Annotated in this window: 19 protein-coding genes and 1 pseudogene; 17 read left to right on the forward strand and 3 right to left on the reverse strand. The window is 68.8% G+C overall.

Going from position 1 to position 20,459, the window contains the following annotated elements:
* Positions 1-30 precede the first annotated feature (30 nt).
* Genes U5A56_RS15660 through U5A56_RS15675 form a run of 4 tightly spaced genes read left to right on the forward strand, consistent with a single transcriptional unit; the run spans position 31 to position 2,735 of the window.
* A complete protein-coding gene (locus U5A56_RS15660) occupies positions 31-717 on the forward strand; it encodes an amino acid ABC transporter permease (protein WP_044846547.1) in 687 nt (228 codons plus the stop codon).
* Positions 714-1,364, forward strand: coding sequence for an amino acid ABC transporter permease (locus U5A56_RS15665; protein ID WP_321923245.1), 651 nt, complete (start codon positions 714-716; stop codon positions 1,362-1,364). The genes U5A56_RS15660 and U5A56_RS15665 overlap by 4 nt, the downstream gene beginning before the upstream one ends.
* Positions 1,351-2,100 (forward strand): amino acid ABC transporter ATP-binding protein, encoded by a 750-nt coding sequence (locus U5A56_RS15670; RefSeq protein WP_044846549.1) that lies wholly within the window; start codon positions 1,351-1,353, stop codon positions 2,098-2,100. The genes U5A56_RS15665 and U5A56_RS15670 overlap by 14 nt, the downstream gene beginning before the upstream one ends.
* A 56-nt stretch (positions 2,101-2,156) precedes the next feature.
* Positions 2,157-2,735, forward strand: a complete 579-nt coding sequence (locus tag U5A56_RS15675) for a GNAT family N-acetyltransferase (protein WP_321923247.1) — start codon at positions 2,157-2,159, stop codon at positions 2,733-2,735.
* Positions 2,736-2,766: 31 nt separating this feature from the next.
* Here the strand turns inward: U5A56_RS15675 and U5A56_RS15680 are convergent, their stop codons facing one another.
* Positions 2,767-3,645, reverse strand: coding sequence for a LysR substrate-binding domain-containing protein (locus tag U5A56_RS15680; RefSeq protein ID WP_321923249.1), 879 nt, complete (start codon positions 3,643-3,645; stop codon positions 2,767-2,769).
* Between the two features lie 126 nt (positions 3,646-3,771).
* Between U5A56_RS15680 and argH the strand changes: the two genes are divergently transcribed.
* The 7 genes from argH to U5A56_RS15715 all read left to right on the forward strand — a co-directional run bounded on the left by argH (position 3,772) and on the right by U5A56_RS15715 (position 11,082).
* Complete coding sequence (gene argH / locus U5A56_RS15685) at positions 3,772-5,205, forward strand: argininosuccinate lyase (protein ID WP_124485911.1); 1,434 nt, start codon at positions 3,772-3,774, stop codon at positions 5,203-5,205.
* Positions 5,199-6,092 (forward strand): amino acid ABC transporter permease, encoded by an 894-nt coding sequence (locus tag U5A56_RS15690; protein ID WP_321923251.1) that lies wholly within the window; start codon positions 5,199-5,201, stop codon positions 6,090-6,092. Before argH ends, U5A56_RS15690 begins: the two co-directional genes overlap by 7 nt.
* Positions 6,089-6,892 (forward strand): amino acid ABC transporter ATP-binding protein, encoded by an 804-nt coding sequence (locus U5A56_RS15695; protein WP_415749147.1) that lies wholly within the window; start codon positions 6,089-6,091, stop codon positions 6,890-6,892. The genes U5A56_RS15690 and U5A56_RS15695 overlap by 4 nt, the downstream gene beginning before the upstream one ends.
* A gap of 108 nt (positions 6,893-7,000) precedes the next feature.
* Entirely contained in the window at positions 7,001-7,834 is an 834-nt protein-coding gene (locus tag U5A56_RS15700) for an ABC transporter substrate-binding protein (RefSeq protein WP_124485914.1), read from the forward strand.
* Between the two features lie 7 nt (positions 7,835-7,841).
* The gene (locus U5A56_RS15705; RefSeq protein WP_321797197.1) at positions 7,842-8,732 is read left to right on the forward strand and encodes a polysaccharide deacetylase; all 891 of its coding nucleotides are present in this window, start codon (positions 7,842-7,844) and stop codon (positions 8,730-8,732) included.
* Positions 8,729-9,637, forward strand: a complete 909-nt coding sequence (locus U5A56_RS15710; RefSeq protein ID WP_321923254.1) for a polysaccharide deacetylase family protein — start codon at positions 8,729-8,731, stop codon at positions 9,635-9,637. Before U5A56_RS15705 ends, U5A56_RS15710 begins: the two co-directional genes overlap by 4 nt.
* Entirely contained in the window at positions 9,634-11,082 is a 1,449-nt protein-coding gene (locus tag U5A56_RS15715) for an MmgE/PrpD family protein (RefSeq protein ID WP_321923256.1), read from the forward strand. Before U5A56_RS15710 ends, U5A56_RS15715 begins: the two co-directional genes overlap by 4 nt.
* 34 nt (positions 11,083-11,116) lie before the next feature.
* On the opposite strand, the gene U5A56_RS15720 is transcribed toward U5A56_RS15715, so the two are convergent.
* Entirely contained in the window at positions 11,117-12,382 is a 1,266-nt protein-coding gene (locus U5A56_RS15720; RefSeq protein ID WP_321923302.1) for a formylglycine-generating enzyme family protein, read from the reverse strand.
* Between the two features lie 3 nt (positions 12,383-12,385).
* Positions 12,386-13,084, reverse strand: a pseudogene (locus tag U5A56_RS15725) (caspase family protein); the annotation flags it as partial.
* A gap of 325 nt (positions 13,085-13,409) precedes the next feature.
* Here U5A56_RS15725 and U5A56_RS15730 point away from each other — a divergent pair.
* The 6 genes from U5A56_RS15730 (at position 13,410) to U5A56_RS15755 (ending at position 20,459) form a co-directional block, all read left to right on the forward strand.
* Complete coding sequence (locus tag U5A56_RS15730) at positions 13,410-13,838, forward strand: DUF4399 domain-containing protein (RefSeq protein WP_257772328.1); 429 nt, start codon at positions 13,410-13,412, stop codon at positions 13,836-13,838.
* Between the two features lie 42 nt (positions 13,839-13,880).
* Complete coding sequence (locus U5A56_RS15735; protein ID WP_124485920.1) at positions 13,881-14,306, forward strand: DUF4399 domain-containing protein; 426 nt, start codon at positions 13,881-13,883, stop codon at positions 14,304-14,306.
* 424 nt (positions 14,307-14,730) lie between these two features.
* Positions 14,731-16,158 carry an efflux transporter outer membrane subunit gene (locus U5A56_RS15740; protein ID WP_321923304.1) on the forward strand — a complete coding sequence of 476 codons (1,428 nt, stop codon included), beginning with the start codon at positions 14,731-14,733 and terminating at the stop codon, positions 16,156-16,158.
* 191 nt (positions 16,159-16,349) lie between these two features.
* Positions 16,350-18,209: an FHA domain-containing protein gene (locus U5A56_RS15745; RefSeq protein WP_321923258.1), complete on the forward strand. Its 1,860-nt coding sequence runs from the start codon at positions 16,350-16,352 to the stop codon at positions 18,207-18,209.
* Positions 18,196-19,605, forward strand: coding sequence for an HlyD family efflux transporter periplasmic adaptor subunit (locus U5A56_RS15750; protein WP_124485922.1), 1,410 nt, complete (start codon positions 18,196-18,198; stop codon positions 19,603-19,605). The genes U5A56_RS15745 and U5A56_RS15750 overlap by 14 nt, the downstream gene beginning before the upstream one ends.
* A gap of 101 nt (positions 19,606-19,706) precedes the next feature.
* A complete protein-coding gene (locus tag U5A56_RS15755; protein WP_044846561.1) occupies positions 19,707-20,459 on the forward strand; it encodes a peptidylprolyl isomerase in 753 nt (250 codons plus the stop codon).

A 20,459-nucleotide genomic window follows, 5' to 3' on the forward strand; every position in this document is an offset into this window, starting at 1 on the left:
GTTGTCCGAACCCGACTTTACTCCATCGTCATGAGCTACCAGCTTCAATTCGGCGAGCTCGCCGAATACGCCGGCGTGTTCGCGAGCGGCGCGGCGATCACGCTCGCGCTCACCGCGGTCGCGACCGTGCTCGGCGTGGCGCTCGGCGTGCTCGGCGCGGCCGCGTACAGCGCCGACGCGCGCGCGGCCGTGCGGCTGCGCCCGCTGATCGGCGCGTACGTCGAGGCGATCCGCAACACGCCGTTCGTCGTCCAGCTGTTCTTCATCTTCTTCGGCTTGCCGGCGCTCGGCGTGCACATCGACGAATACACGGCCGCGATCCTCGCGATGACGCTCAATCTCGGCGCGTACTCGGTCGAGATCGTGCGCGCGGGCGTCGCCGCCGTCCCGAAAGGGCATCTGGAGGCGGCGTCCGCGCTTGCGATGTCGCGCGCGCAGATGCTGCGCCACGTCGTGCTGCCGCAGGCGCTCGCCAAGGTGTTTCCGGCGCTGTCGAGCCAGATCGTGATCACGATGCTCGGCTCGGCGGTCGTGTCGCAGATCTCGGTGGCCGACCTGACCTATGCGGCCGGCTACATTCAGTCGCGCAACTTCCGCGCGTTCGAGACGTACTTCGTCATCGCGCTCGCGTATCTGGCGATGGCGCTGCTGCTGCGTGCCACGCTCGGCTCGATGGGGCGCCGCCTGTTCTCCCGTCGCGTGCGAGGTGCGCGATGATCGACTTCACGTTCGGGCAGATTCTCGCGAACCTGCTGCTGGCCGCGCGCTGGACGATCGTACTGTCGATCGTGTCGTTCCTGTCCGGCGGCGTCGTCGGCCTCGGGCTGCTCGTGATGCGCGTGTCGAGCTTCACGCTGCTGCGCGGCATCGCGAAGCTGTACATCGAGATATTCCAGGGCACTCCGTTGCTGATGCAACTGTTCATCGTGTTCTTCGGCCTGCCGCTCGTCGGGCTCGACGTGCCGCCGTGGATCGCGGCCACCGCAGGGCTCACGTTCTTCACCAGCGCGTATCTCGCGGAAATCTGGCGCGGCTGCGTCGAGGCGGTGCCGAAAGGGCAGTGGGAGGCGTCGGCGAGCCTGGCCATGAGCTACGTCGAGCAGTTGCGTCACGTGATCCTGCCGCAGGCCGCGCGCATCGCGATCGCACCGACGGTCGGCTTCGGCGTGCAGGCCGTGAAGGATACGGCACTCGTGTCGATCATCGGCTTCACCGAGCTGACGAAGGTCGGCATCGCGATCTCGAACGCGACGTTCCGGCCGTTCGTCGTGTACGGCCTCGTCGCGCTGATCTATTTCGCGCTCTGTTATCCGCTTACCCGTTATGCGCGCACGTTGCAAAGGAGATGGCATGCCGCTCGTTGAAACCCGTGGTCTCGAAAAGAACTTCGGCACCCATCATGTGCTCAAGGGCATCGATTTCTCCGTCGAGCGCGGGCAGGTCGTCTCGATCATCGGCCGCAGCGGCTCGGGCAAGAGCACGCTGCTGCGCACGCTCAACGGACTCGAGAGCATCGACGCGGGCACGATCTCGATCGACGGCGAACGCGTCGATGCGCGGCACGCGGACCTGCGTGCGCTGCGGCTGAAGGTCGGCATGGTGTTCCAGCAGTACAACCTGTTTCCGCACCTGAGCGCCGGGCAGAACGTGATGCTCGCGCAGTCGGTCGTGAAAAAGTCGCATCGCCAGCAGGCGCGCGCGATCGCGGAACTGATGCTCGAGCGCGTCGGCCTCGGCGACAAGTTCGACGCGTTTCCGGAACAGCTGTCGGGCGGTCAGCAGCAGCGCGTCGCGATCGCGCGTGCGCTCGCGATGAAGCCGAGCGTGCTGCTGTGCGACGAGATCACGTCCGCGCTCGATCCCGAGCTCGTCGGCGAGGTGCTGGGCGTCGTCGCGCAGCTTGCGCGCGAGGACATGACGTTGATCATGGTCACCCACGAGATGAACTTCGCGCGGGCGGTGAGCGACCGGATCGTGTTCATGCACCAGGGCAGGGTGTGGGAGAGCGGGACGGCCGAAGAGATTTTCGAGCGGCCGCAGACGGTGGAGCTGACGCGGTTTCTGGGCAGCGTGCGGAACACGGAAGCGGTTGCGCGCTGATTCGCGATGCCCGCGGGGTGCTGACACGGTCGCCCCGATCGTCGACAATCCGGCTCGTGCGCCGCGCCCGCGTGTGCCAAGCCAGCCAGCCGAGAGAGTCTTCCATGTCCGTAATATCCGTCAGGTCTGCCCACCTCGACGATGCGCAGGCGATCGCCGATTTTCACGTCAAGGTCTGGCGGCATACCTATCGCGATCTCGCGCCGGCGCAGGCGCACGCCGTCCTCGACGAGCGCCATCGCGGCAGGACATGGCGGGAAAAGCTGGCGTCGAACGCGGGCGACCAATTGGTGCTCGTGGCGGAAACGGACGGCACGATCGTCGGCATCGGCGCGGCCGGCGCGCCGTCGGAGCCGATCTTCGGCGGCCGTGGCGAGATCAAGTTCCTGTACGTCGATCCCGGGTTCAAGCGTCGCGGCATCGGCCGCACGCTGCTCGCCCGGCTCGCAACGCATCTGCAAACGATGCGGTACCAGGGCGCGGCGTTGAGTGTCGTCAAGGGAAACGACGCCGCGATCGCCTTTTACGCGTCGTTGAACGGCCGGCTGGCCGGCGAGTACGTCGACGCGGGGCCGATCTGGCGATCGCGGAACATCGTGATGGTGTGGGACGACCTGACGAGTCTCGTTTCCTGACTTCCCGCCTCGTCGCAAACACGTGCGCGCATCACGCGACGCGCGCGCGCAGCCACGCCGTGAACGCGGTCACGAGCGGCGCCTCGGTCATCTCGTGACGCGCGACGAGATAGTACGCATGGCGTGACGGCACGGTTTCGCTGAAGGGCCGCACGAGCGTGCCGTCGATCAGGTCGTCGCGCACCGACAGGCTGTCGCCGAGTGCGACGCCCTGGCCATGCACCGCGGCTTCGACACCGATGTGCGCGTTGCCGATCTCGAGGATGCGGATGCCCGGCAGCCGGTCGGCTTTCGCTTCGGCCAACCAGCGCATCCACGAGCCCGCATGCTCGCAGAACAGCGTGCGCCCCGCGAGATCCTGCACCTTGCGGATCGCATCGGGCCCGTTCATCAACGCCGGGCTCACGACCGGGAACAGCGCCGGATGCGCGAGCATCTCGACCGCCCGGTTGCGCCAGTTGCCTTCCCCGTAGCGGATGCAGACGTCGACGTCCGGCGAATAGACCTCGCGATCGTCGTTCGACGGAACCACCTTCAGGTGGATGCCCGGATAACGCTCGACAAAGTCGCCGATATGCCGGGCAAGCCAGCGCGACGTCAGCGACAGCGGCGTCGACACGACGAGATCGCCGGCGGCCACCGGCGAATCGAGCCTGACGGCGGCGTTCGCGATCAGGTCGAACGCGGCGCCGACCGGTTCCAGCAACGCCTCGCCTTGCGGCGTGAGCTTCACGCGGGCCTTTGATCTGACGAATAGCGCGACGCCGAGCGTGCTCTCGAGAATGCGAATCTGGTGGCTGACCGCGCTCGCGGTGACGTGCAGTTCGTCCGCGGCCGCCGACACGCTGCCGCGCCGCGCAGCGGCTTCAAACGCACGAAGAGGGTTCAGCGGCGGCAGGCGATTGCGCATCGGGAAGCTCGTCGGACGCGACGATGCTGAGAAAAATTTCATTAAAGCGGATTCAATTTCTCGCTACAACAAAAAAAATTGAATGCCTACAGTAGGGGCAATCCAACCGAGTCGAGGTCGACCGCAATGAGCCTTACCGAACCGATCGAGCGCCTGTGGGGTGGCCGCTTCCAGTCGAAACCGTCGAACGCGCTGCAGGACCTGTCGCGCTCCGATCCGAGTTTCTTCCGCCTCGTGCCGTACGACCTGGCAGGCTCCCGCGCGCATGCGCGCGAATTGAACCGCGCCGGCATCGTGAACGACGACGAGCTCGCGCAACTGCTGACCGCGATGGACGGCATCGCACGCGACTACGCGGCCGGCGCGATCGCGCCGTCGCTCACCGACGAGGACGTGCACACCTTCCTCGAGCGCGTGCTCACGCAGCGGCTGCCGGCGCTGGGCGGCAAGCTGCGCGCCGGGCGCTCGCGCAACGACCAGGCGGCGAACGACCTGCGCCTCTACCTGCGCGACAAGGCGCGCGCGCTCGTGCGCGGCGTGCTCGATCTGCAGGACGCGCTGGTCGGCCAGGCGAGCCGGCACGTCGACACGGTGACCGCCGGATTCACCCATCTGCAGCCGGCGCAGCCGATCGTGTTCGGCCATCAGTTGCTCGCGCATGCGCAGTCGCTGTACCGCGACGCCGACCGGCTGGTCGACTGGGACCGCCGCACCGCGCGTTCGCCGCTCGGCGCGGCCGCGCTCGCGGGCTCGGCCATCTGCGTGCGGCCCGAGCTGTCCGCGCAGGAGCTCGGTTACGACGCGCCCTGCGAGAACTCGATCGATGCGGTGGCCGCGCGCGATCACGTCGCCGAATTCGTGTTCGTCACGAGCATGCTGGCCGTGAATCTGTCGCGCCTGTCGGAAGAGGTGATCCTGTGGACGTCGCGGCAATTCCGCTGGGTGGAACTCGACGACGGCTACGCAACGGGCAGCTCGATCATGCCGCAGAAGAAGAACCCGGACATCGCGGAACTCACGCGCGGCAAGGCGGGGCGCCTGATCGGCAACCTGACGGGGCTGCTGGCGACGCTGAAGTCGCTGCCGCTCGCGTACAACCGCGATCTCGCGGAAGACAAGATCGCGGCGTTCGATTCGATCGATACGCTCGAGCTCGTGCTGCCCGCGATGGCGGGAATGATCCGCACGATGCGCGTGAACGTCGACGAGATGCGTCGCCAGGCGCCGCTCGGCTTCACGCTCGCGACCGAGGTCGCGGACTGGCTCGCGTTGACGGGCGTACCGTTCAGCGAAGCGCACGAGATCACCGGCACGCTCGTGCGCGCCTGCGAGCGGGACGGCATCGAGCTCGCCGATGCGAGCGCCGAACAGCTGCAGGCCGTCGACACGCGCCTCGCGCCGGCGGTGCGCGCGCATCTGACGCTCGACGCGGCCGTCGCGGCCCGCGGCGGTGCGGGCGGCACGTCTCCCGCGCGCGTGCGCGAGCAGATCGGCCGCCTGAGCGCCGCGATCGAACGCCAGGCCGCGTGGGCCGCCGACTACCGGGGGCCGTCATGCTGAGCGCCTCCGATTCGAGCCGGCTCGACGGCGCATCGGGGCCGGCCGCCCGCGCCGCGGACGACATCACCGGGCTGGTGCGCGTGCGCCGGCGCTACTGGGGCCGCTATGTCGCGTCGATCGCGATCGTTGCCGCGCTCGCCTATGTGGCGTTCGCGTTCGCGCGCGGACAGATCGAATGGCGCGTCGTAGGCCAGTTCCTGACCGCGCGCTCGATCCTGACGGGGCTCGGCAACACGATCGTGATGACCGTCCTCGCGATGACGCTCGGCATCGTGCTCGGCGTCGCGACCGCGGTGATGCGGCTGTCGTCGAACCCGGTGCTCGGCGCGATCGCGCAGGGCTACATCTGGCTGTTTCGCGGCACGCCGGTGATCCTGCAGCTGCTGCTGTGGTTCAACCTCGCGCTGGTGTTCCCGACGCTGGGCATCCCGGGGATCGCGGAATTCCGCACCGTCGACGTGATGACGCCGTTCCTCGCGGCGGTGCTCGGACTCGGCATCAACCAGGGCGCGTATACGTCGGAAGTCGTGCGCGCCGGACTGCTGTCGGTCGACACCGGCCAGTACGAGGCGGCCAAGTCGATCGGCATGGCACGCCTGCAGGCGCTGCGCCGCATCATCCTGCCGCAGGCGATGCGCGTGATCGTGCCGCCGATCGGCAACGAGCTGATCGGCATGGTCAAGCTGACCTCGCTCGCGAGCGTCGTCCAGTACGCGGAGATGCTGCACAACGCGCAGAACATCTACTACGCGAACGCTCGGGTGATCGAGCTGCTGATCGTCGCCGGCATCTGGTATCTCGCGGTCGTCATCGTGCTGTCGCTTGCGCAGGCGCGCGTCGAACGGCGCTTCGCGCGCGGCGCGGGCCGGGCGGCGGGCCGCAAATGAACGACACGATCCAACCCCATCGGGAGAACGTCATGACGAACGCAGTCGTTCGCGCGATAGACGTACGCAAGTCGTACGGCGATTTCCAGGCGCTGCACGGCATCACGCTCGACGTCGTGCAGGGTGAAGTGCTGTGCATCATCGGACCGTCGGGTTCGGGCAAGAGCACCTTCCTGCGCTGCATCAACCAGCTGGAGACGATCAGCGCCGGTGCGCTGTGGGTCAACGGCGAGCTGGCCGGCTACCGGCGTGCCGGCGACCGCCTGCACGAGCTGTCGGAGCGCCAGGTCGCGCGGCAGCGGCTCGCGACCAGCATGGTGTTCCAGCGCTTCAACCTGTTTCCGCACAAGACCGCGCTCGAGAACGTGATCGAGGGCCCGGTACAGGTGCTCAAGCGCCGCCGCGCGCAAGCGCTGGAAGAAGGGCGCGCGCTGCTCGCGCGCGTCGGGCTCGGCCACAAGTGCGACGCGTTCCCCGTCGAGCTGTCGGGCGGCCAGCAGCAGCGCGTCGCCATTGCGCGGGCACTCGCGATGCATCCGCAACTGATCCTGTTCGACGAACCGACGTCGGCGCTCGATCCCGAACTCGTCGGGGAAGTGCTGGCCGTGATGCGCGATCTCGCGAAGAGCGGGATGACGATGATCGTCGTCACGCACGAGCTCGGCTTCGCGCGCGAGGTCGCCGATCGCGTCGTCTTCATGGACGGCGGCCGGATCGTCGAGAGCGGGCCGCCCGACCAGGTGCTGTCCGCGCCGACGCAGGCGCGCACCCGCGACTTCATCTCGGCCGTGATTGCCTGAACGGACCGGGCGCACCGCACCGCGGCGCTCGACCGAGCGAACCGTCGACGAGACGGGCAACGCAGCCCTGCAGTACCCATTACACCACCACGACAAGGCGACATCCCCATGAAAGCATCCGTCCTGACCCGCACGCTGGCCGCTGTCGCATTCGGCGCGCTCGCGCTCCATGCGTCGTTCGCGGTCGCCCAGGCCGCGAACGCGAAGCGCACGCTGAACGTCGCGATCGTGCCGAACTATCCGCCGTTCGAATACAAGGATCCGGCGACCGACAAGCTCGCGGGCTTCGACGTCGATCTCGGCGAGGCGCTCGCCGCGAAGATGGGCGCGAAGCTGAACTGGGTGGAGACGAGCTTCGACCAGATGATGAGCGCGGTCGCGACGCAGCGCGTCGACATGATCCTGTCCGGCATGACCGACCTGCCGACGCGCCGCGACGCGGTGACGTTCGTCGACTACATCGAGACGGGCCCGCAGTTCTACGTGCTGAAGACGCGCGCCGGCGAGTTCGCGCAGATGAACGCGCTGTGCGGCAAGCGCGTCGGGTCGAGCCGGCGCACGTCGTTCCCCGACAACACGACCGCGTGGAGCGCGGAGAACTGCGTGAAGGCCGGCAAGCCGGCGATCGTCGTCGTCGGCACCGACGGTTCGTCGGACGCGCGCATGCAGTTGCGCCAGAACCGCATCGACGCGGCCGTGCAGGGCGGCGAGACGCTGCCGTACCAGAACAGCCTCGAGCAGAACGCGTACGCACCGGTCGGCAAGCCGTTCCTGTCGCAATACACGGGCATCGGCGTCGCGAAGAGCAATACCGCGCTGAGCAGTGCGCTGACGACGGCGCTCAACCAGATGATCGCGGACGGGTCGTATCACAAGCTTCTCGCGAAATGGGGGCTGCAGGAACACGCGGTCGCGAAGGCGACGATCAACGGCACGCACTGAGCGCGCGATGACGGACCTGGCTCCCCGCTGGCCGCACGCGCGGCGCGCGTGTGTCGCGCTCGCGTTCGACCTCGACGGCCCGACCGGCGACGCGATGCTGAACGGATCGATCTGGCGCAACCCCGCGTATTTCACGCTCGGCAGCTACGGGCCGTGGCGCGCGCTCGGCCGGCTGCTCGACGTGCTCGCGTCGTTCGACCTGCCCGCGACGTTCTTCGTGCCCGCATGGATCGCGCGGACGTGGCCCGCGCAATGCGCGGCAATCGTCGAGCGCGGCCACGAGATCGGTTATCACGGTTACCGGCACGAAGCGTTCTGGACGCTCGAACCCGCGCGGCAGCGCGAGATCATGGCACAGTCGGCCGACGTCTTCGCGCGCACGCTCGGGGTGCGGCCGGTCGGATTCCGCACGCCGTCCGGCGACTGGAGCGCGGCGACGCTGGGCGTGCTGCGCGAAGCCGGCGTGCGCTATTCGAGCTCGATGCGCGGCGACGACCGTCCGTACCTGCTGCCCGGCGCCGACGGCGAGCCGCCGCTCGTCGAGATTCCCGGCCGCTGGGAGACCGACGATTACGCGTCGCTCGCGTATCACCGCAACCCCGACTATCCGGCCGGACTCGACCGGATCGCCGGCTACGATGCGACGCTCGACAACTGGACACGCGAATTCGACGGCGTCTATCGCGAAGGGCTGTGCCTGACGACCCTGCTGCATCCGAAAGTCTGCGGCAAGCCGGGGCGCCTCGCGCTACTCGAAGCGTGGTTCGAACACATGCGCGCGCAGGATGGCGTCTGGTTCGCGCGCTGTCGTGACGTGGCCGACTGGTGGCTCGCGCAGCACGCGCACGGCAGGCAAACGACGCAATCGACGCAATCGACGCAACGGAGCAGCCCGTGACGACACTTCCAGCCTGGCCGGACGGCGCGCGCTGCGCGGTCGCGATCACGGTCGACTTCAACGACATACACGGCATCGAGACGCGCGAACCGCGCATCGTCGGCCGCGAGAAATCGCTGTCGGCATGGCGCTACGGCGCGACGCGCGGCGTCGATCGGCTGCTCGCGACCTTCGACGAATTCAGCGTGCCGACGAGCTGGTTCGTGCCCGGCCGCGTCGCGCAAACGCATGGCGCTGCCGTGCGCGCGATCGCGGCCGCCGGGCATGAACTCGGCGTGAGCGGCTATCGCTGCGAAGACTTCGACGTGCTGCCGCTCGCCGCGCAGATCGACGCGTGCCGTATCGGGCGCACGGCGCTCGCGGACACGATCGGCCGCGACGTGGAAGGGTTTCGCTCGTTCACCGGCAACTGGGCCGACGGCTTCGCGGACTGGCTCGTCGCGGAAGGCTTCACGTGGTCGTCGTCGTGGCGCGGCGACGATCTGCCGTACGTGCATCCGCGCGACGAGGATCGCGCGGACGGCGCCCGGCTCGTCGAGCTGCCGCTGCACTACGAGCTCGAGGACGAGCCTTACTTCGAGTTCAACCTGTCGCCACCCGTACCGGCCGGCCAGCCGCGTATCGCCGCGTACCGCGACGTGCTCGACAACTGGCGGCGCGACGTCGACGGGTTTCGCCGCTTCGGGCTCTGCTGCGTGCTGCGCCTGCATCCGGAGGTCATCGGCACCGCGGGGCGCATCGACTTGCTGCGCGCGTTGCTTGCGCATCTGCGTGACGCGGGCGACGTCTGGTTCGCGACCGGGCGCGACATCGCACGCTGGTGGCGTGCCCGGGTGCCCGTCAATCCGCCGGGCCATCCGGTCGACGTATTCGCGCATTGCTTGGCGGAGGCGTCGGCGCGATGAAGACGGTGACGCAAACGCGCGCCACGCGGCTTGCGACGTTCGTCGCGCAGACGGCCGCCGACGCAATGCCGGACGACGTGGTCTCGAAAGCGAAGCGTCATGTGCTCGACACGTTCGGGGCGGCGCTGGCCGGTACGTTCGCCGTCGAGACCTGCAGTGCGCGGGCGCTGACCGGCACGGTCGGGGATGGCGGCGCGACGCTGTGGGGCACCCGGCGGGCCGCGGGCGCGCGCGATGCGGCGTTCGTGAACGGGATCGCCGCACACGCGCTCGAGCTCGACGATTCCGGCGGCTGCGATCATTCGGGCGCGGTCGTGCTGCCGGCCGTGCTGGCCGCGCTGTCGTGCGCGGGCCGCCCGGTGGCCGGCCGGGAATGCGTGGCGGCGGTCGTGCTCGGCTACGACGTCGGCCGGCGCGTGCTCGAGGCGGCCGGCGGGTACTCCGCCCACAACGGTGCCGGCTGGCACTCGACGCTCAGTTGCGGCGTGTTCGGCGCGGCAGCAGCGAGCGCGCGCGTGTTCGGACTCGACGCCGCGCGCACGCGCGACGCGCTCGGCCATGCGGCGAGTTTCTCCGGCGGCTTGTGGGGCTTCATCCACGACGGTTCGCAGACGAAGCGGCTGCATGCCGGGCGGGCGGCGGAGGGCGGCGTGCTCGCGGCGCTGCTCGCGCGCGAAGGCGTGAGCGGCCCCGCGCAGGTGTTCGACGACGTGTGGGGCGGCTTCTTCAGCGCGTTCGCCGCGCAATCGCAGGTGCCCGACGCATTGACCGACGGCCTCGGCGCGCACTGGAAGGTGATGCGCTGCTCGATCAAGCCGCACGCGTCGTGCCGCAGCGCGCACGCCGCGGTCGACGCGGCGCTGCAGCTTGCGGACGGGCGCACCTTCGAAGCCGGCGAGATCGAGCGGGTGGTCGTGCGCGCGAGTGCATTCGTCGCCCGGATGTGCGGCGGCCGCGACCTGTCGACGCTGTCGTCGGCGCAGATGAGCCTCGCGTACGCGGTGGCAGCGGCCCTTGCGTTCGGGGACACGGGGATCGGTGCGTATCGCGATGACAGGCGCAACGATGCGCGCATCACGGCGCTGCTCGCACGCATCGCGATCGAGGTCGATCCGGCGCTCGGCGATCTCGACGAGCCGACCGTGATCCTGCATCGCGCGGACGGACGGCGGGAATCGCGTCACGTGCCGATCGCGCTCGGCGACCCGCGCAATCCGCTGTCCGACGCGGCGCTGCTGGCGAAGTTTCGGGCGCTGGCCGGCATGGCGCTCGAGCAGCGTGCGCAGATCGATGCGTTGAGTGAAACGTGCCTGTCGCTGGAGCGGTTGACGGACGCGCGGGTGTTGAACGCGTTGCTCGCGACGGACGGAGGCGCTTCGGTTGACACGCCGAAATCATCTCCGTCATCGAAGGCATTGCATTCCAGACCAACATCCTGTCGCTGACACGGCGGCCGGCCGTTCTCGAACCGAGATCCGCCTACTTCACGTCCCGCGCCACACGAAACCCGTTTGCCGAATAACGCACGCTGCTGTCGTACTTGAAGCGTGTCGAAACGGGCATGTAGCCTGCACCATCCCGCCACGAGCCGCCGCGGATGACGCGGACCTGGCAATTCGGCTCGTCCCATGAGCGGCCGTCGGCAGGCGCATTCCTGTACGAGTTGTGCCAGCAATCGCTGACCCATTCCCATACGCTGCCGCCCATGTCGTAGAAGCCGAGCGGATTGGCCGCGAACGAGCCGACGTTGTCCGGTGCGTCGGCATGCCAAGGCTGACCGCAGTCCTTGCAGTTGGCGTTGCCCGGGCGCATCTCGTTGCCCCACCAGTAGCGCGTCGCGGTGCCGCCCCGGGCCGCGAATTCCCATTCGGCCTCGGTCGGCAGCCGGTAAGACTTGCCGCTGATTTTCGACAGCCACTTGACGTACAGTTGCGCATCGTCCCAACTCAGGTCGCGCACCGGCGCGTTCGCCGCCGTGTTGCTGTCGTTGGGCAGGCGCGGGCAGGCGCCTGCATCGCGGCACGCGTTCCACTGCGCAACGGTCACGCCGTACTTCGCCAGCGCAAACGCGTGATCGAGCGTCACGCGATGCGCAGGCTTTTCCGACGGATCGCCCGAATTGCTGCCCATCGTGAAAGCCCCCGGACTAACCGCCAGCATGGCGGGGCAGGCAGGGCAATCGTGGATTTCATTGGCGGCCGTCGCGCCGCCTTTCTGCGGCGGTGCCGACGGGGCCGCCGCGGCAGCGGGCGGCGGCGCTTTCGGCGTCGAGCCGGACGTGTGCGCGGGCTGCGCCGGCGCAGGTGCCGGAGCCGGAGCCGGAGCCGAAACGGCGGCGGGGGCCGGCGCGGCGCTCGCCGTCTGCGCGGGCGCGGACGCCGCTGGCGCCTTGGGCGCGGCCGCGCGCAGTCGCGCGAGACGAGCCTGCGCCAACTGCGCGAAGCGGCCGTTCGGGTAGGTCTTCAGATAGGCTTCGTAGTCGCCCGCCTCCTTGCTGTCCTTGATTGACTCCCAGAACGTGATTTCGTACTGTTCGGCGCTGTCTTTCGGCATCACGCCGCGGCTATCGAGCGCCACGACGCCGACGTCGGCCAGCACGTCGGATCGTTGCGCCGTACCGCCGCCGGCATGCGCGTCGCCGGTTCCAGCGCGACGCGCCCCGGTGAACGCCAACGTCGCTGCCGCACCGGACAGGGAAGACGCGATCCACGGCGTCTGCCGATGCCCGGTGGCGCGTTCGACCATCGCGCCGGCACGGTCGAAGACCTGTGCGATCCCGAGCCCCGGCACCGCGAGCGTCTGCAGCAGCGCTGCCGTGTAGACACCATGCGCGGTACCGTCGGCCGCTCCTGCGCCGGGCGCTGCCGCGTATGCGACGAGCGTGTGCGGCGGCGGCTCGCGGGCCGCCACGTGGCCGGCACCGGGAGGCGCGATCAGACAGGAATCCAGAATGATCAGATCAATCCGGTCGCCGCGCGGCCGCGACGTCGCATCGAATACGGTTTGCAGGTCGATACCCGTTCGCGACAGGCGGGCCGGCGCGCCGACGTCGGCATCGACCGGCGCGAGCCATGTCGCTCCGCCGACGCTGGCGCCGTGGCCCGCGAAATAGACCACCCCGGTGCCGCCGGCCGCGCCGTGGCGTTCGAACGCGGCAAGCCCGTCGAGCATCTGCTGCCGGGTCGCATTGCGCAACGTGATGACGTCGAAGCCGAGCGCGCGCAGCGCGTCGCTCATTGCATCGGCGTCGTGAACGGGATTGGCGAGCGGATGATCGCGATAGGCGCCGTTGCCGATCACGAGCGCGACGCGCCGCGGTTCGGCTGACGGGGCGCGCGCGGACGCCGACGGCGGTGCGGGAAAAGCATGCATGTCCTCGCCGGAGCACGTGCTCGATGCCACCGAGATCGACGCAAGCAGGCATGCGGGCAGGAGTATTCGCCACATGTTGAGCCCCCCAGGGTGCGCCGTCGGACCCGATGCCGAAGGCGGAGCGCAGCCATTGCCGGGTGTTCGGTCGCGGCGAGCGCAATGCCGGCTTGCGGCAGGCACGGGCGCGGCCGGGACACATTCAAGATAGCACGTGCGCCTGGCGGCGATCACCGGATCCACCCGCGGGTCTTGCAAAAAACGGACATACGCATCCGCGCATCGCGGCCGGCCCGTTACCCTGGAACATCGTTATGTGCCTTCCTGTCGATTACGTCCTAAGCTGTTAGACACGCTCCACTGTCCGACGCCGCGCGCCGCCATCCACGCGAGGAGCAACACGATGCGAAGAAGGGCTACCTTGTTGGCTTTGGCCGCCACCGTCCTGGCGCCGAGGATCGCGTTCGCCGCCGGGCGTACGACTTCGCCGCCCGGCGCCGAGGCCTACATCATCTGGCCGTCCGACGGCGCAACGATCACGGGCGGCAAGTTCTGGGTGCGCATGGGCCTGCGCAACATGGGCATCTGCCCGAAAGGCATCGAGCGGCCCAACGTGGGCCACCATCATCTGCTCATCGATACCGATCTCCCGCCGCTGGACCAGCCGATACCGTCGGACCGGAATCACCTCCATTACGGTGCCGGTCAAACCGAGGCGCGCATCGAGCTGCCACCCGGCAAGCACACGCTGCAGATGCTGATGGGCGACCACGACCACGTGCCGCACGATCCGCCGGTGTACTCGAAGAAGATCACGATCACGGTCAAGTAGCGCGCCATCCCGCGCCTGCCGCCCGAACCGGGAATTGCCGCCATGAACAAGCTCATCCTCTTCGCCGTTGCCGTGACGCTGCTATGGACGGGGGCGGCGACCGCAGAGACCGGCACGCATCCCCCGAAGGCCGTCGTCTACATCGGCTGGCCCAACGATGGCCAGGTGATGCCGGCCGGACGTCCGTTCCGCGTGTGGTTCGGCTTGCGCGATATGGGTGTCGCGCCGTCGCACGTGCAGTTTCCGAACACGGGCCACCATCACCTGCTGGTCGATACGGACCTGCCGCCGATGGACCAGCCGATTCCGTCCGACCGCAATCACCTGCATTTCGGCGCGGGCGAGACCGAGACCACGCTGGAGCTTCCGCCGGGCAAGCACACGCTGCAGCTCCTGATGGGCGACGCCAACCACGTGCCGCACAATCCCCCCGTCTACTCGAAGAAAATCACGATCTACGTGAAGTGACGTCGCGCACGCCGATCGGCGATCGCTGACGTACGCGCGCTCGCGCTCACGCGAGCAGGTGAGCGGGCGGGCGCCGGACGGCGACGCGGCCGCCCGATGCGCCAAGTGTCGGCGCACACCCGACATCCCGAGCCCGAACTGTCTGCGACGCCCCATCACGCACCGTTGATCCGGGTGCCGCGCGCACGTCGTGCCAATTCCCGTCTTCGTGACCCGGACCCGCGCCGGCAAGCCTGCCGGCACGATTGCCGCCGCCCCCCGCGAGCGGCTGGCACGCCCCATGCGAGATGAGACGCGAGCGTGCCACGCTGCAGCATCGACACCAACACATTCCCCGATCCTGCATCGTCGCCGCGTTCCGCCCAAGGAGTCGATCGTGAACACCTGCCTGTCGCCGACTGCCACGCGCAACTGCCGCGGCCTCATGCGTTCGCTGGCCCGCATCGCCGGTTCCGCCGGCGCATGCGCGGCGTTGCTGTCCGGCTGCATGGACCTGAACGTGCCCGTCTACCAGCGCCCCGAGATGCCGGCAAAGACCACCTGGGCGCATGCGCACGGGCCGGTATCCGCGTCGGACGCGGTCAACGCCGAGTGGTGGAAGAGCTTCGACGATCCGACGCTCGACGCGCTCATCGACAAGGCCATCGCGGGCAACGTCGATATCAAGGTGCTGGCGGCGCGCATCGGCGTGGCCGGCGCGCAGGTCGGCGAAGTCCAGGCGGGCGCGCTGCCGAGCGCCGATCTCGGCGCGGGCGTGGACTTCGAAAAGAACACGCATCAGACGCTGTCGAAGTCCTACAACCTCGGCAGCCAGGTGAACTGGGAGATCGACATCTGGGGCAAGGTCGAGAAAGGCGTGCAGGCGCAGAAGGCCGAATACCGCGCGACCGAGGCCGACTGGCGCGCCGGCTACCTGACGCTCGTCGCCGACGTGTCGAGCACGTATTTCCGGATCCTCCAGTTCGACGACCAGATCGAGCAGGAACAGCGCACGCTCGACAAGAACCGGAAGATCCTCGCGATCTACCAGTCGATGCTGGCGAACGGCATCGCGCCGCAGACCGAAGTGCTGCGGCAGAGCGCGGAGATCAACGGGCTGGCGAACGAACTGATCGAACTGCACCGCTCGCGCGACACGGCCGAGAACGCGCTCGCGACGCTGCTGGGCGTGCCGGCCGGCGAATTCAGGATGCCCGCCGGCCATCTCCGGCAGCGCGTCAAGCTGCCGGACGTGCCGATGGGGCTGCCCGCGCAACTGCTGGCGCGCCGGCCGGATGTCGTCGCCGCGCAGTACCGCGTGCTCGAATCGTATGACGAAGTGGGCGCGGCGAAGCTGGCGCAGCTGCCGTCGATCAGCCTGACCGGGCGTGGCGGCACCGCGGCGTTCGCGCTGTCGGATCTCTTCAAGGCGTTCACGTTCAGCTTCCTGCCGAGCATCAACCTGCCGATGTTCGACCCGGGCGTGCGCGCGCACATCAAGACGACCGAGGCGCAGACCAAGGTCGCCGAGCAGCAGTACCGGCAGACCGTGTTTACCGCGTTCAAGGAGGTGGAAAATGCACTCGTCGATCTCGACGCGCACAAGCAGCAGCGCATACAGCTTCAGCAGCAGAGCGCGCGTCTGCGCACCGTCGCAGCGCAGGTCGAGGCGCAGCTCAAGGAAGGGCTCGTCTCGCAACTCGAGGTGCTCGAATCGGAGCGTTCGGTGGCATCCGCGGAACTCGCGCTGCTCGCCAATCATCAGCAGATTCTGAGCGACACGGTCACGCTCTACAAGGCGATCGGCGGCGGCTGGCGCGCGGTCGAAATCTCGAATGCAGGCAGCGAGCCGACCGGCCACGCGCTGCAATGAACACGCCAGCCCTGCGCAGCCGCGCGATCGGCGCCAGCCGATTGACTACCGCCATCCGTCGCCTAAACTTTTTTCACGATCGTGCCGCCACGTGCGTTGGCGGTGCGGCTTCACTCAGGTGGTTCGAAAGCGCGTCGCGTTGCCTGCGCCGCGTCTCCATTGGCGGGCGCATGTCGATCGTTGGCCGAATCATGGTTCCAGACGCCGCTTCGATTGCCGAGCAACGCGCCGCGCTCGACCGGCAGTTCGACATCGTGCTCAAGCCGGTTTCGCATCCGGAGCTGAGCGAGATCCGGATCGACCACGCGCTGTTCGCCGTCGGGCGGACCAACACGCCGTTCGCGTCTGCCAGGCCCGAACTGGTGGCCGACCTGTCGCGCCGCCATGCGCGCATCTTCTTCGAAGGCAGCGCGGCCTACGTCGCCGATCTCGGCAGCAAGAACGGTACGGCCGTCAACGGTGTCGAGGTCGGCGACAAGCCGCACCTGCTGCGCGACGGCGACGAACTGCGCTTCGCCGGCGCGCTCGCGTACCGCGCCGCGTTCGTGCCGCGCGCGACGCATCGGCAGGCGCGGCCGGCCGTCGTCACGCTGGCGCCGGAGCGCGGCGATCTCGGCCTGCAACCGGTCATCATTACCGCCTTCCCGTTCCTCGTGAGCAAGACCGACGACACGTTCGCCTGCTACCGGAACGCGTATCCGCATCAGGTCAACTACCTGTCGCGGCGTCATGCGCACATCTACGTGCAGGACGGAGAGGTCTTCGTGGAAGACCTCGGCAGCACGAACGGCACGTTCGTCGACGGCCGGCGCCTCGACGAGCATGCGGTGCCGCTCGGCGACGGCGCGCTGCTCGCGTTCGGCGGCGATCATTTCGTCTATCGCGTCCGGGTGCAGCGCGAGCCGGGGCCGGACTCCACCGTGACGGCCGCATCGTCGCCCGGCGCCGCCGCGCATGCGGCCGCCGCGGACCCCGACCGGACCACCTTCGTCGATACCGCGCATTCGTTCCTCGACATCTTCTGCACGGTGCCGGCCGTTCAGCCGGACGACGAGGTCAACCCGCACGCCGCGCATGGCGCCGCCGAAACCGCGCATGACGCGCGCCGCCGGCGCGGCAGGGTCGAAGTCTTCCTGTCGGAGCTGAGCGAGGCGTTCGGCGGCAGCGGGCACGTCAACCTGCGCCGGCTCGGCGGGTGGAGCGGCGCACTGCTCGCGGCGGTCGGCCTGCTGGTCGCGACGCTGTATTTCCAGGACGCGCCGCTGCGCGAGATGCACGCGCTGCTGGCGCGCGGCGACGCCGCGCAGGCGGCGCAACTCGCCGACCGCCATCTGGCGAGCCATCCGGACGACCCGGCGTTCGTCGCGCTGGGCACCGAGGCGCTCGTCCGGTCGAAAGTGCCGGACTGGATCGCCGCGATGAACGCGCGCGCCTTCGACCGCGCCCGTGCCGTCGTGCAGGACATGCGCACGCTGGCGCGCCACAACGCCGACGCGCGCCCGCTCGTCGACGAAGTCGCGTGGATCGGCGAGCTGCAGGCGTTCGTCGCCGGGCGCGGCGGGGCGGAAGCGCCGATCCGCATCTATCGCGACGAAGCGCCGATCAAGGCGCTGACCGGCCGCTGGAACGACGACCCGGGTGCGCATCAGCGGCTGCTCGACCGGATTTCGTCATACGTTCCCGCGTTCGGCGTGCTGTATGCCGACGCGCTCAGTCAGCTGCGCCGGCTGCAAAGCGACAACTCCGTCTACGTGGCCGCGCTCGAGCGGCTGCAGCGCGCGATCGCGTCGGCGCTCGACGACGACCGCCTGGACGGTCTCCCGGCGCTGCTCGCCGACGACGAGCAGCGCTATCCGCGCCTCGGCGGCCTCGACGCGGTGCGGGCCGACCTGCAGCAGTACCTGCAGTTCGAGAGCGACGCGCGGGCCGGCCACGGGCCGGCCGTACTCGATCGCCTCAGGCAGTTCCGCTTCGCGACGCCGCAATTCGCCGCCCATGTCGCGACGCTGGAGCGGCTCGCTTCGTCGGGAGGGCGCAGTGAAGCTCGATAGTCTGCTCAAGCGCGCGCGCCAGGCGCCGCCGCCGGAGCCGCCACGCTCGCTGGGCGAGGCGCTGGAGGATCACAGCGTCGAAGGGATCGCGATCCTGACGGCGCGGCCGTGGCGGCTCACGCAGGCGACCATCATCGCGATGGTCGGGCTCGTCGTGTGCGCGCTGCTGTGGTCGTTCGTCGGCCGCGCCGACGTCATCGTGACGGCGCAGGGCGCGCTCGCGCCGGAGTCCGAGGTGCGCCGCATCTACGCGCCCGTCGACGGCGAGCTGGTGGACATCTACATCGCCGAAGGCCAGCCGGTCGAAAAGAACGACGTGATCGGCCGGATCAACGCGCGCGGCGCGATCGAGGCGGCGACCAACGCGCTCGATGCGCGCCTCAAGCTCGACGACGCGGAGCGCGAATGGAAGCAGTTTCCGGACAAGAAGCAGCTGATGGAGCGCAAGGCCGACGCGCTGAAGCAACAGATCGAGGTCGAGGAGCACCTGCACCAGAACCGCATTGCCGAAGGCACCAGCAAGCTCGCGCAATCGCAGCACGCGCAGATCGACGAAGCGCGCAGCAATATCGACAACGCCCGCCACGCACTCGATCTCGCGAAGGACGAACAGGACAAGTACGCGCGCCTGTTCGCGCTGCCGGGCGGCGGCGGCGTGTCGCAGAGCCAGGTGGAACAGAAGCGCAGCGCCTACCTGCAGGCCCAGGACAGCTACCGCGTCGCGCAGGCGCGGCTCACGCAGCTCGAGGCGCAGCAGAGCCACGAGTTCGCGCAGGCGAAGGCGCAACTCGAAGGCAGCGGCGAGACGCTCGCCGGGCTGCGCATCCAGTACGACGCGACCGTGCGCGACATCGCGAACACCGAAGAGAAGCTGCGTCTGCAGGTGCAGACGGCGCGCCTCGCCGCGGATGCCGCCGCGCGGATCCGCTTCGAGAACATCGACAAGGACAATTTCCTGCTCGTGCTGGCGCCCGTCTCCGGCGTGATCACCGATGTGACCACGACGCAGCCCGGCGACAAGATCCTGGCCAACACGCCGCTCGGCAGCATCGCGCCGTCGGATGCGCGGCCGGTGGTGAAGGTCGCGATCGCGGAGCAGGACCGCGCGTTCCTTCACGAAGGCCTGCCCGTGAAGCTCAAGTTCAATGCGTTTCCGTATCAGCGCTACGGCGTGATCGACGGCACGCTCGAATACATTTCGCCGGCGACGAAGCCGCAGGCGCAGACGAAGGAACCCGTCTACGAGGGCCGGGTGGCGCTCGTGCGCAACGCGTACACGATCGCCGGCACGACCTACCCGCTGCGCTACGGCATGACGGCCACGGCGGAAATCGTGGTGCGCGAGCGCCGCCTGATCGGGTTCGCGCTGGACCCGTTCAGGCAGATCGCGGGCTGACGGGCGCCGCCACGGCGCAGTGGAACGCAGGCAAGCGGTGAGGCGAGGCACCGGCGGCGCATCAGGGCGAACCGCCGCTGACAGGGATCAAGGGGAACGAGATGACGGCAATAGTGCGTATCGACGACGAGGTGATCGGCACCGACGACTTCATCCGCGTGCTGAAGCTCAGCGGGCAGTTCGAGGGCCTCGTCGAACAGCAGGTTCGCGACCGGCTGACGGTGATCGCGGCGAGGAAGATGGGCATGCAGGTCACGCCGGAAGAGATCCAGGAGCGTGCCGACCAGTTTCGCCGCGTGCGCGGGCTGCACCGCGCCGCGGACATGAACCGCTACCTGGACGTGTTCGGCGTCAGTCTCGACGAGTTCGAGCGCTTCATCACCGATACGCTGTACCAGGAAAAGACGCTCGACACGGTGTGCAGCGATGCGGCCGTCGACGCGTACTTCAAGCTCAATTCGCCGAAGTTCGACAGCATCGAGGTCAGTCATATCGTGCTCGACTCGGAAGGCAAGGCGCGCGAGATGATGGCGATCCTCGAGGACGACCCGAGCTGCTTCGGCGACATGGCGCGCGAGCATTCGATCGCCGACACGAGCGAGCGCGGCGGCGTGATCGGCAAGGTGCTGCGCGGCTCGCTGAAGACGGATATCGAGGCCAAGGTGTTCAACGCGCACGTGGGCGATCTGCTCGGGCCGTTCGCGGCGCCCGACGGCGCGTTCTTCGAGATCTTCTCGGTGACCGCGAAACACCCGGCCGCGCTCGACGCCGACGTCGCGTCGGAGGTGCGCCGCCTGCTGCGCGAGGAGTGGCTCGCCGAGCGCGCGCAGGAACACATCATCGAGGCACGCTGA

Source organism: Burkholderia sp. BCC1998 (assembly GCF_905339875.1).
Taxonomy (GTDB): Bacteria; Pseudomonadota; Gammaproteobacteria; order Burkholderiales; family Burkholderiaceae; genus Burkholderia.

Bases quoted from the DNA above. Each gene is read 5' to 3' on its own strand.
- U5A56_RS15660 (WP_044846547.1), top strand. From the start codon at position 31: ATGAGCTACCAGCTTCAATTCGGCGAGCTCGCCGAATACGCCGGCGTG.
- U5A56_RS15665 (WP_321923245.1), top strand. From the start codon at position 714: ATGATCGACTTCACGTTCGGGCAGATTCTCGCGAACCTGCTGCTGGCC.
- U5A56_RS15670 (WP_044846549.1), top strand. From the start codon at position 1,351: ATGCCGCTCGTTGAAACCCGTGGTCTCGAAAAGAACTTCGGCACCCAT.
- U5A56_RS15680 (WP_321923249.1), bottom strand. From the start codon at position 3,645: ATGCGCAATCGCCTGCCGCCGCTGAACCCTCTTCGTGCGTTTGAAGCC.
- argH (WP_124485911.1), top strand. From the start codon at position 3,772: ATGAGCCTTACCGAACCGATCGAGCGCCTGTGGGGTGGCCGCTTCCAG.
- U5A56_RS15690 (WP_321923251.1), top strand. From the start codon at position 5,199: ATGCTGAGCGCCTCCGATTCGAGCCGGCTCGACGGCGCATCGGGGCCG.
- U5A56_RS15695 (WP_415749147.1), top strand. From the start codon at position 6,089: ATGAACGACACGATCCAACCCCATCGGGAGAACGTCATGACGAACGCA.
- U5A56_RS15700 (WP_124485914.1), top strand. From the start codon at position 7,001: ATGAAAGCATCCGTCCTGACCCGCACGCTGGCCGCTGTCGCATTCGGC.
- U5A56_RS15705 (WP_321797197.1), top strand. From the start codon at position 7,842: ATGACGGACCTGGCTCCCCGCTGGCCGCACGCGCGGCGCGCGTGTGTC.
- U5A56_RS15715 (WP_321923256.1), top strand. From the start codon at position 9,634: ATGAAGACGGTGACGCAAACGCGCGCCACGCGGCTTGCGACGTTCGTC.
- U5A56_RS15720 (WP_321923302.1), bottom strand. From the start codon at position 12,382: ATGGTCGAACGCGCCACCGGGCATCGGCAGACGCCGTGGATCGCGTCT.
- U5A56_RS15730 (WP_257772328.1), top strand. From the start codon at position 13,410: ATGCGAAGAAGGGCTACCTTGTTGGCTTTGGCCGCCACCGTCCTGGCG.
- U5A56_RS15735 (WP_124485920.1), top strand. From the start codon at position 13,881: ATGAACAAGCTCATCCTCTTCGCCGTTGCCGTGACGCTGCTATGGACG.
- U5A56_RS15740 (WP_321923304.1), top strand. From the start codon at position 14,731: ATGCGTTCGCTGGCCCGCATCGCCGGTTCCGCCGGCGCATGCGCGGCG.
- U5A56_RS15745 (WP_321923258.1), top strand. From the start codon at position 16,350: ATGGTTCCAGACGCCGCTTCGATTGCCGAGCAACGCGCCGCGCTCGAC.
- U5A56_RS15755 (WP_044846561.1), top strand. From the start codon at position 19,707: ATGACGGCAATAGTGCGTATCGACGACGAGGTGATCGGCACCGACGAC.